General features: G+C 64.1%; 11 protein-coding genes and 1 pseudogene. 7 read left to right on the forward strand and 5 right to left on the reverse strand.

Features of this window, described 5'->3' with window-relative positions:
• Both VEK15_24940 and VEK15_24945 read right to left on the reverse strand, forming a co-directional pair.
• The coding region (locus tag VEK15_24940; GenBank protein ID HXV63970.1) for a hypothetical protein at nucleotides 1-477 on the reverse strand (477 nt) is incomplete at its 3' end.
• A gap of 60 nt (nucleotides 478-537) precedes the next feature.
• Nucleotides 538-1,794 carry an RNA polymerase sigma factor gene (locus tag VEK15_24945; protein ID HXV63971.1) on the reverse strand — a complete coding sequence of 419 codons (1,257 nt, stop codon included), beginning with the start codon at nucleotides 1,792-1,794 and terminating at the stop codon, nucleotides 538-540.
• Nucleotides 1,795-1,868: 74 nt separating this feature from the next.
• On the opposite strand from VEK15_24945, the gene VEK15_24950 reads away from it, so the two are divergent.
• The 3 genes from VEK15_24950 (at nucleotide 1,869) to VEK15_24960 (ending at nucleotide 3,582) form a co-directional block, all read left to right on the forward strand.
• Nucleotides 1,869-2,234: a YciI family protein gene (locus VEK15_24950; GenBank protein ID HXV63972.1), complete on the forward strand. Its 366-nt coding sequence runs from the start codon at nucleotides 1,869-1,871 to the stop codon at nucleotides 2,232-2,234.
• A 266-nt stretch (nucleotides 2,235-2,500) separates the two neighbouring features.
• A complete protein-coding gene (locus tag VEK15_24955) occupies nucleotides 2,501-3,154 on the forward strand; it encodes a hypothetical protein (protein HXV63973.1) in 654 nt (217 codons plus the stop codon).
• A 71-nt stretch (nucleotides 3,155-3,225) separates the two neighbouring features.
• Entirely contained in the window at nucleotides 3,226-3,582 is a 357-nt protein-coding gene (locus tag VEK15_24960; GenBank protein ID HXV63974.1) for a cupin domain-containing protein, read from the forward strand.
• 42 nt (nucleotides 3,583-3,624) lie between these two features.
• On the opposite strand, the gene VEK15_24965 is transcribed toward VEK15_24960, so the two are convergent.
• Entirely contained in the window at nucleotides 3,625-5,790 is a 2,166-nt protein-coding gene (locus VEK15_24965; protein ID HXV63975.1) for a molybdopterin cofactor-binding domain-containing protein, read from the reverse strand.
• On the reverse strand, nucleotides 5,787-6,308 hold the full coding sequence (locus VEK15_24970) for a (2Fe-2S)-binding protein (GenBank protein ID HXV63976.1): 522 nt from the start codon (nucleotides 6,306-6,308) through the stop codon (nucleotides 5,787-5,789). Before VEK15_24970 ends, VEK15_24965 begins: the two co-directional genes overlap by 4 nt.
• A 73-nt stretch (nucleotides 6,309-6,381) precedes the next feature.
• Between VEK15_24970 and VEK15_24975 the strand changes: the two genes are divergently transcribed.
• The 4 genes and pseudogenes from VEK15_24975 to VEK15_24990 all read left to right on the forward strand — a co-directional run bounded on the left by VEK15_24975 (nucleotide 6,382) and on the right by VEK15_24990 (nucleotide 8,476).
• A complete protein-coding gene (locus VEK15_24975; protein HXV63977.1) occupies nucleotides 6,382-7,773 on the forward strand; it encodes a hypothetical protein in 1,392 nt (463 codons plus the stop codon).
• The gene (locus VEK15_24980; GenBank protein ID HXV63978.1) at nucleotides 7,751-8,092 is read left to right on the forward strand and encodes a type II toxin-antitoxin system prevent-host-death family antitoxin; all 342 of its coding nucleotides are present in this window, start codon (nucleotides 7,751-7,753) and stop codon (nucleotides 8,090-8,092) included. Before VEK15_24975 ends, VEK15_24980 begins: the two co-directional genes overlap by 23 nt.
• Nucleotides 8,089-8,172 (forward strand): annotated as a pseudogene (locus tag VEK15_24985) (hypothetical protein). The gene VEK15_24980 and the pseudogene VEK15_24985 overlap by 4 nt, the downstream one beginning before the upstream one ends.
• Nucleotides 8,173-8,305: 133 nt before the next feature.
• Nucleotides 8,306-8,476 (forward strand): hypothetical protein, encoded by a 171-nt coding sequence (locus VEK15_24990; GenBank protein HXV63979.1) that lies wholly within the window; start codon nucleotides 8,306-8,308, stop codon nucleotides 8,474-8,476.
• Nucleotides 8,477-8,551: 75 nt separating this feature from the next.
• On the opposite strand, the gene VEK15_24995 is transcribed toward VEK15_24990, so the two are convergent.
• The coding region (locus VEK15_24995; GenBank protein HXV63980.1) for a hypothetical protein at nucleotides 8,552-8,970 on the reverse strand (419 nt) is incomplete at its 5' end.

Genomic DNA, 8,970 nt, shown 5'->3' on the forward strand with positions numbered 1-8,970 from the left:
GTCGAGTGCATAGAGGAGGGTCGCAAGTCCGGCGACCATGGGCACCGCGATGATCTGGCGAAACAACGTGGCGGTCACGGCGACGAGACAGGCGAGCCAGGCCACGCTGTGGAGGTGCATCAAGACTCCGCTGTCTGGCCAAAGCGCGTAGTCGATGACGTGAGTGAACGAAGACAGAGGGCGCCAGAATCGGATTTCGAGCTCATCATCGGCCCACCACGGCAAGACCCCGAGATCCTTGAGCGCGAGAATCTCTTCCGGATCCCCGGAAAGGAAGTCGTACATGCGATGGGTCATGTTGGCGGAATCGATCATCGGGTCGACTTCCAAGAACCGGGCACGGTGTATCACGTCATCCAGATACCAACCCGTGGGAATCGAGGGGAGACACAGGAGAACGGCGGCGAGAGCCGCGAGCCACCCGACTCGGGCCGAGGCAAGAAGCGTCGCGAGCTTGTTTGCTGGCGTTCCTCCCATGAGCCAATCCTTGTCAATCGACCGGCCGCCCGCAAGAAGGTCCCCGGAGAACGGGCGTGGTCATTCTTCGGGGGGCAGTACCTCGGACAGGCGTCCCTCGAGAAATCGGCGCTCGGCATCGTTTTGGACCAGCGCGAGCGCTCTCCGGTAGCTCTCTGCCGCCTCGACGGGCGAACCGAGGCGGCGAAGCAGATCGGCCCGCGCCGCGTGCAGCAAGTGATAATCGTCGAGATCGCCCGCCGCGGCGAGAACATCGATGAGCGCCAACCCCGCTCGTGGGCCGTTCACCATCGAGAACGCCACCGCGCGGTTCAACGACACGATGGGAGAAGGCTGCAAGCGCTCCAGCCGGTCGTAGAGACGCACGATCCGAGGCCAGTCCGTGTCCTCGGCCCGCACCGCGCGACAATGTTCGGCGGCGATCGCGGCCTGCAAAGCGAAGACACCGGGGTCGTCGCGAAGCGCCTCATCGACCATCGGAAACGCCTCTTCGATCTGCCCTCGATCCCAGAGACCGCGGTCCTGCTCTTCGAGGACGACGAGGTCGCCATCAGCGTCGAGACGGGCATCCCGCCGCGAGTCGTGAAGCAGCATGAGGGCGACGAGAGCGGTCGCGTCCTTCGGCGGCTCCGGCGCCATCAAGGCCGTCACCAGGCGTCCCAGGCGGATGGCCTCGACACAGAGATCGGCCCTCAGGAGACGATCGCCGCGAGTCGCGGTGTAGCCCTCGTTGAATACGAGATAGATCACCGTCAGCACCGCGTCGAGCCGCGCGGGCATGTCGCTGGTGTCGGGCACCTTGTACGGAATGCGGGCATTTCGAATCTTGCGTTTGGCACGCACCAGCCGCTGCGCCATTGTCGCCGTCGGCACGAGGAACGCGCGAGCGATCTCGTCGGTCTCGAGGCCGGCGAGCGTCCGGAGAGTCAGCGCGACCTGCGCTTCGAGCGCAAGCGCCGGGTGGCAGCACGTGAAGATGAGTCGCAGGCGATCGTCGGGGATCTCGTTCGTGTCGTCATGTGGCTCCGCGAGGGTGCGGCTCGATCGGGAGGCGGCGTAGGATTCGAGTTTTTCCTCGAACCGAGTGCGTCGCCGAATGCGATCGATGGCCTTGTAGCGGGCCGTCCGGATGATCCAGGCCCGCGGGGACTCGGGGACGCCGTCGCCAGGCCACTGACGTACGGCGGCGGCAAAAGCCTCCTGTGCCGCTTCTTCGGCAAGGTCGAAATCGCCCAGGATCCGAATCAAAGTGGCAACGATCCGACCCCAGTCGGATCGATAGAGTGCGTCAACCGCTGCGTTGGCGTCCACGGACACGCACGATAGTAGAAAAATTGGCGCCAGAGTGTCGATCTCGGCGCCTGCCATTCGACTTAACAGTGGAGGTACACATGAAGTACATGATGCTGATTTACGACGAGGAGCAAGGCTGGGACAAGCTCAGCGAGACCGAGCAGGAGCAAATCATGGCGCGCTACCGGCAGTTCACGCAACAGATTCAGTCGAGCGGGCAATTCCTGGCGGGCTCGCAGCTGCACCCGACGTCAGCGGCGACGAGCGTTCGCCTCCGCAACGGCAAGCGTCTGGTGACCGATGGCCCGTTCGCGGAGACCCGGGAGCAGCTCGGCGGTTACTACCTCGTCGAGGCCAAGGACCTCGACGAGGCGATCGGGCTCGCCGAACGGATTCCCTCGGCCGCCATGGGCACCGTCGAGATCAGGCCGCTGGTCGAGACCCAGGTGCCCACGACGACATGACGCGATCGAGGCATGTGGGTTTGTCTCGCGGACCGCCCGCGCTCAGCGAGCAACCTTCGTCGGCGGCGATGAGATGGCCTCGTTGTCCGCCGACAAGGCGTCACACGAGCAAGAGGCTATTCCAGACGTTTCCAGCGACCGGGCGGTAAGAGCGTCCCGAACCCCAGGTCGACTTCCAAGTATTCTGGCGCGAATTGACGATGGAATAAACGAGAGTCGAAGTGGTACTCTGACGTCACAACTCAAACCAAGTGGAGGACACACTCGTGGGAAGATTGGCGTGCGTCGAAGACCGTTTCGCGGGCTGGTTCCAGGTTCTGCTTGCTGGGCTCATGGTGGCTGTGGCACCTACGCCGGCGAGTGCACAGGGCGGTATCACCGCTTCCGGCAAGGTTACCGCCGATTCCTTGACGATAAGCGGTTTGAACTGCAGCGCGAGTGCCAATGGCGGCGCCCTGACGGCGGATTCGAGCGGAAACGTTTCCTGTTCCGATGATGACGTCGGCGGGGGTGGCGGCGGCGGGACGGTGCTGTTGCTTCACGGAGGAGCCACGTTGAACGCTGCGTCATTGACTCGATACGGATTTCTCCATCGCGAGAACCAGAACGTTCTAGAGACGACGGCATTCGCCATCCCGCGCGGCGGGATCCTGAAGAATATGTACGTCACCCCCAGTGCCCAGATCGATCCCGGATCCGAGGTGACGGTGACGATCCTCACGGGCCCCAACGTTGCCGGCCTGTCGGCGACTACGTTGACGGTTACGATCGACAACCTCGATGTCACCAACGTGGTCAGTAACACGGTCAACACGGCGAGCGTGAGCGCGGGAGATCTGGTCGTCATCCGGTGGGTCTCGAACGCCAGCTTCGTGGGTGGGTCGACCTACAATGTGACATTCGAGCTGGAAGCGCCCTGAATGGGACAGTCGACAATGACGAATTAGAATGACGAGCGATCGATGATTTCGAAAGCGAGCACAGGCAATCCGTGATCGAGGTAATCCTGAAGCGGTTCGAGACGCCGGACGAGACGCGGGAAATGCCCCGCGGGAAGTTCGAGATCGTCAAGCTTGGCGGGATGACCATCGGGCGGGCGACCTACCAGCCCGGGTGGAAATGGTCGGAGCACGTCGGGCCCGGCGTTGGAGCTTCTCGTTGCGACGTAGAGCACGTTGGGCTGGTCGTGTCGGGCAAGGCAACGGCCGCGTTCGACGACGGGAGCGTGACCGTGCTCGAGGCCGGACAGCTGTTCTACATTCCCGCGGTGCCGCACGACAGCTGGGTCGTCGGGGAGGAGCCCTACGTCTCGCTGCACTTTCTGGGTGCGGAGACGTACGGAAAATAGCCGCAGGTGATCGACAGGCCGCCCCGCGCCGGCGGCTTGCTGTCAGATCTCGAGGGCCTTCGGAACCATGGGGAGCGAACGAAGGCGAATGCCGGTGGCGGCGAAGATGGCGTTTCCGATGGCGGGCGCGACGCAGACGATGGGCGTTTCCCCGGCGCCGGCCGACGGCACGTCCTTCCGATCCACGAGAACGGTTTCCAGCACGGGCGCATCGCTGAAACGCGGCACGCGGTAGGCCGAAAATCGACCGTTCCCGATTCTCCCGTCGGCGAAATCGACGGCCTCGAACATCGCACCTCCGATACCCATGATTACCGAGCCTTCGATCTGGTTCGTCAATGCGTCCGGATTCACCACGGCCCCGCAGTCGAATGACGTCACGAGGCGCTCGATGCGCACGTGGCCGCTTGCCCGGTGTACCGAGATCTCGGCGCAGGTGGCAACGTAAGCGTTTTTCTCGAAGCCGCCCGCGATCCCGAACCCCCGATTCTCCGCCGGTTTTAGCCGCGCCCAGCCGAAGCGTTCGGCGGCCGCCTCGAGGACCCCATCGAGCCGCGGGTCGCCGGAGTTCTTCAGCCGAAAAACGAGGGGGTCCATTCCCAAGACATGCGCGAGCTCGTCCATGTGCGACTCGCGGGCGAAGTGATTGGCCGTGGCGGCGAGAGCGCGATACGAGCCCTGCCGAAGCGGGGAGTCCGACGGGTGAAACTCGATGTGACGGTTCGCCACCGCGTATTTCCCCTCGATGGCCGAGCCTCCCGAGTTGTAATTGTGAAACGCCCAGGCGGTGAGCTTCCCGTCGCGTCGCACACCCGCCTTTACCTCGATGACGCCCGCGGGTCGGAAGTACGCCCAGGTAAATTCCTCTTCGCGGGTCCAGACCAGCTTCACCGGCCTGCCGGCGGCTTTGGCGAGCCGGGCCGCCTCGATCGCACACTCTCCGGTGTGTTTCCCCCCGTACCCCGAGCCCGTGTCGGGGACGAGCACGCGGACGGCGTCCGGGGAAAGGTGGAACGCTTCGGCGAGCTCGTCGCGGACGCCGAACGGCCGCTGGGTGCCCGTCCATGCCGTCAGCCTGGCGTTCTCCCACTTCGCGACCGCCGCCCGGGGCTCGAGCGGCGCGTGAGCGATGTAGGCGACGGTGTAGGTCGACTCGAGCGTCTCGTCTGCCTCGGCCAGCCCTTCGGTCACCGAGCCCTCCACCATCCGTCGTGCCCGGTCGAAACCCTCTCCTTCGGTCGTGTGAGCCTTCAGGTGCTCGAAGATCGTCGATGCCGATGGCAGTGGCTTCGCTTTCCACTCCGCCCCGATGGACTCGATGGCGCGCTCGGCTTGCGCTGCGCTCGGCGCGGCCACGCCGATGAAGTCGCCGTCGCGTACGAGGACGACACCATCCATCGCTTCGGCCCGCGACACGTCCGCCGAGACCAGCACCGCGCCGATGGAGTCCGGACGGAGCACTTTGCCGTACCACATCCCGTCGAGTTTCAGGTCCGAGACGAATCGATGTTTTCCCGTGACGAAGTCGCGTCCGTTTACTTTGGGAACGGACCGGCCGGCTTCCGTCCACCGCTCGGGAGATGTCACGGTTGCATGCTCGGGAATCCGTTGCGCGAGAGTCTTGCCATTCGTGAGCTCGGCGAACGTAAGCGCGCGATCCGACGCGGAGTCGAGAACCGACCCGTCGGCGACGACGAGCGCGTCTGGTGCTACCTGCCATCGCTCTGCCGCGAGAGCGAGGAGAATCTCGCGCGCAGCCGCGGCGGCCTTCCGGAGCTGCGGCGCCATGCGGGGCGTCGAGAGGCTTCCGAAGGTTCCGATGTCGAACGGCACCCGGTCGGTGTCACCCATGACGAGCTCGATGGTGTCCGTCGATACGTGGAGCTCGTCCGCCACCGCCTGCGAGAGCGAGGTCCGGGTGTTCTGTCCCACCTCTACCTTGCCGGTGTAGACGGTGATCCTTCCGTTGGCCCCGATGTGGAGCCATGCCGCGATCTCGGTGGGGGCTCCCTCGTCGAGCCCGCGACGCCGGCCGCCACCCGACTCCTGGGCGCCGATGACGTCGTCGACGGCGAGCCAAACGACAATCCCGGTTCCCGCCGTCCTCAGGAAGGTCCGCCGGTCGAAGTCGAAATGATACCGGGCCGATTCGTCGAGCTCGTATCGTTCTGGCTCGTACGCGGGGTCGGGTGTCGGTTTGTGGCTCATCGGTCTTGCTCCGTCGACTCGCCCGCGACGTTCTCGATCGCCGCCAGGATCCGCGGGTAGGTGCCACAGCGGCAGATATTCCCCTCCATCGCTCGCAAGATTTCGTCGCGCGTCGGGCGCGGATTCTGGTTCAGAAGGCCCACCCCCGCGAGGATCATGCCCGGGGTGCAGTAGCCGCACTGGAGCGCCTGCGCATCCAGGAAACTCTGCTGGAGCGGGTGGAGCCTCCCGTCGCGCTCGAGTCCCTCGATCGTGGTGATTTCTTTCTCGATCGCGGCCTCGACGCGGGTGAGACAGGAACGCACCGGAGCCCCGTCGATCAGCACGGTGCACGCTCCGCATTGCCCTTCCCCGCAGCCGTACTTCACGCCGGTCACGTCCACCTGCTCGCGCAGCACCCGCAGCAGAGTTTCGCCCTCCTCGGCGTCCACGCCGATGCGGGCTCGATTCACCCGGAGCTCTTTCACCCTCGCCATCGCTTTGCCCTTTCGGTTGTCCCGAGCCAGAGAATACCTCACTGGCCGCTCGTCAGTCGAAACGACTCCTCGAGAAAAGAACGAAGCGACATCTGTTAGAGTTTCCATTGGGCAGATGATCCGGCGGATCGACCGAAGGAACTTTCTGAAGGCCGCGGTGTCGCTTCCCACGCTCGTCTCCGCGCCGGCGCTCGGCCGGTCGATCTCGGCCTCGCGGTGGACCGAGCTCGGCCGCACCTGGCTTCGCGAGTCTTCGGTGGCCCTCGCCCTCAAATCGGGGCAGTTGCTTCCCCTGGGCGAGGAGGCCGCACCGGTCCCCGAGCTCGCCGATTTTGCGACGCTGTCCAATCGCTTTTCCGATCTCGCGCGACACTTCCTGTTCGAGTACTACCCCTGGTACGGATCTGAGCCATGGCGGCACTGGGATGCCGCGTCGCGAAAGCCTCCCGACGACCTGGCAACGCACTACGTCCCCCGACTGGGAGCTTACGATTCACGAGATCGCTCGATCATCGAGAAGCACGCGCGCTGGATAGCGAGCTCCGGTGTCGGCTCGATCTCGCTGTCCTGGTGGGGATCGGGGAGCTACGAGGATCAAAGCGTGCACCAGGTTCTGGATGTCATGAAGGATCACGGCATCTCGGTTTCGTTCGGTCTCGAGCCCTACGCCAACGATCGAGGCGCTCGGCTGGCGAGTGACGTTCTCTACTTGATGCGCGAGTACGGCGAGAAACGAGGATGGGACGCCTTTCTGATCCTGCGGAACGAAGACGGAAGCGAGAGCCCGGTATTCAAGGGCTTCCGTTGCATCCTTCCCGAGACGATCGTCGATTGCCACGGCTCTCGACAGGCGGTGCCCGACTACACGCCCGATGCCGTCTGGCGCCAGCAGATCGACTCGCTGCGACGAGAGCTCCGCTGGGACTTCGAACGGGTGTTCCTTCTCGCCGACTCGCTGGATTTCGGTCGGACGCCCGCGTCCGGCTTCGATGGCGTCGGGATTTACGACAACTTCATCCCGCCGGAACACTATGCGCCACTCGCCCGGGGAGCCTCGGCCGCGGGACTCGTCTTCTCTTTCAACATCAACCCCGGCTATGACGAGATCCTGCTGCGTGACGTGCCCGCCGACAGCTGCTATCAGCCGAGGCCGTTCGCGCCGACGACGTTCCCGCTCGACTGGAACCGCCTAGACGACCGAGAGCGCGCCGCGGTCTTGTCGATGGGACGGATCCGGGACTCGCTGACGGCGACCCTCGCAACGCAATGTGACCTCGCGCTCTCGAATTACCGCCGCGGGTTCTTCCTCGTCTACATCAACTCCTTCAACGAATGGCACGAGGGCCACGTTTTCGAGCCGATGAAGGACGATGCCGAGCTGAGCGGCGCCGAGCGCACCTTCGGCTATCACAACCCCAGCTACGGCGGCTATCGGCTCGAGGCTTTGACCGAAGGAATTCACGCGCTCGTCTTTCCACCATCGGGTGAGCCGCGAGGAAGGGCCTGAAACGCGCCCGCTGCGTCGGATGATGGGCAGGATCGCAAAGCCGATTGATAGACAAACCATCCTGGTCGAATATATGACCATGATCCAGGTCGATATCGCCGAGGCCAAAACCCACCTTTCCAAATACTTGCGGAAAGTTGAGCAAGGAGCGACGGTAGTTTTGGCCCGCAGGAATCGTCCCGTCGCCGAGATCCGTCGCGTCCGGCCCCGGCGGCGCGGACGCCGCCCGATCGGGCTCTGCGAAGGCGAGTTCATCGTTCCTGCGAAATTCGATGCGCCGCTCCCAGAGGAACTGCTGGATGCCTTCGAGGGGCGATGAAGCTCCTCGTCGACACGTCGGCGTTTCTTTGGTTCATCAGCGCGGACAAGCGATTATCGGACGCCGCCGCTGCGGCCATCCGGGCTCCCGAGAACGACGTCTGGCTGAGCGCGGTTTCGCTATGGGAGATTCTGGTCAAGCACCATCTCGGAAGGGTTCCGCTTCCCGACTCACCCTCGACCTACATCCCCGAAGCAGCAGAAACGCCACGGGTTGTCGAGCTTGCCTCTGCGCGAGAAGGCGGTGGCGCATCTGCCCAAGCTTCCCGCGCTTCACAAGGACCCGTTCGATCGGATGCTCGTCTGCCAGTCCCTCGAGCACGGTCTCGTCGTCGTAACACCGGACCCGCTCGTTCGAGCGTATCCGGTCAAAACGCTCTGGTAGAGTTGCGCAGCTCTTAGCCGTTACGTTCTTCCGCTGCCTCCGCTCAGAGAAGGCGGTCGAGAAGCTGAAGCTGGGTCACTCTTCGAGGCGGCGGTTGGAGTCCTCGAAGGCCTGCAAGGTGTGCTGGATGTCGTACGGGCGCTCCTCGTGGGTCTCGGGGTCCCACTCGCTGCGGGGCGTAGCGAAGAAGTCGCCGGTGTAGACGTGGAGGGCGCCCGTGAGCTCGTCGAGGGGATTGGTCACGGAGTGGATCACCGACTCACCGAGGATGACGGTGTCGCGGGCGTGGAGCTCTTTCCCGCCCTGTCGAGTCAATCCGTTCTTCGTTCGGCGGTAAAAGACGTTGTCTTCGCGGCCGCCATAGAGGCCGATCACGGCCACCATACGGTGGTCGTGTGGAAAGAGCGTCATGCACGGTCCCCAAATGAGATGGAGGACGGTGAGATCGGAGGCGTGATGGATCGTCTGGAAGCCGGCCCGTTTCGGTTTCCCTA

The sequence above is a fragment of the Vicinamibacteria bacterium genome (genome assembly GCA_035620555.1).
Classification (GTDB): Bacteria; Acidobacteriota; Vicinamibacteria; order Marinacidobacterales; family SMYC01; genus DASPGQ01.

Coding starts and splice junctions, on each gene's coding strand:
- VEK15_24975 (HXV63977.1), top strand. CDS start 6,382: ATGATCCGGCGGATCGACCGAAGGAACTTTCTGAAGGCCGCGGTGTCG.
- VEK15_24965 (HXV63975.1), bottom strand. CDS start 5,790: ATGAGCCACAAACCGACACCCGACCCCGCGTACGAGCCAGAACGATAC.
- VEK15_24950 (HXV63972.1), top strand. CDS start 1,869: ATGAAGTACATGATGCTGATTTACGACGAGGAGCAAGGCTGGGACAAG.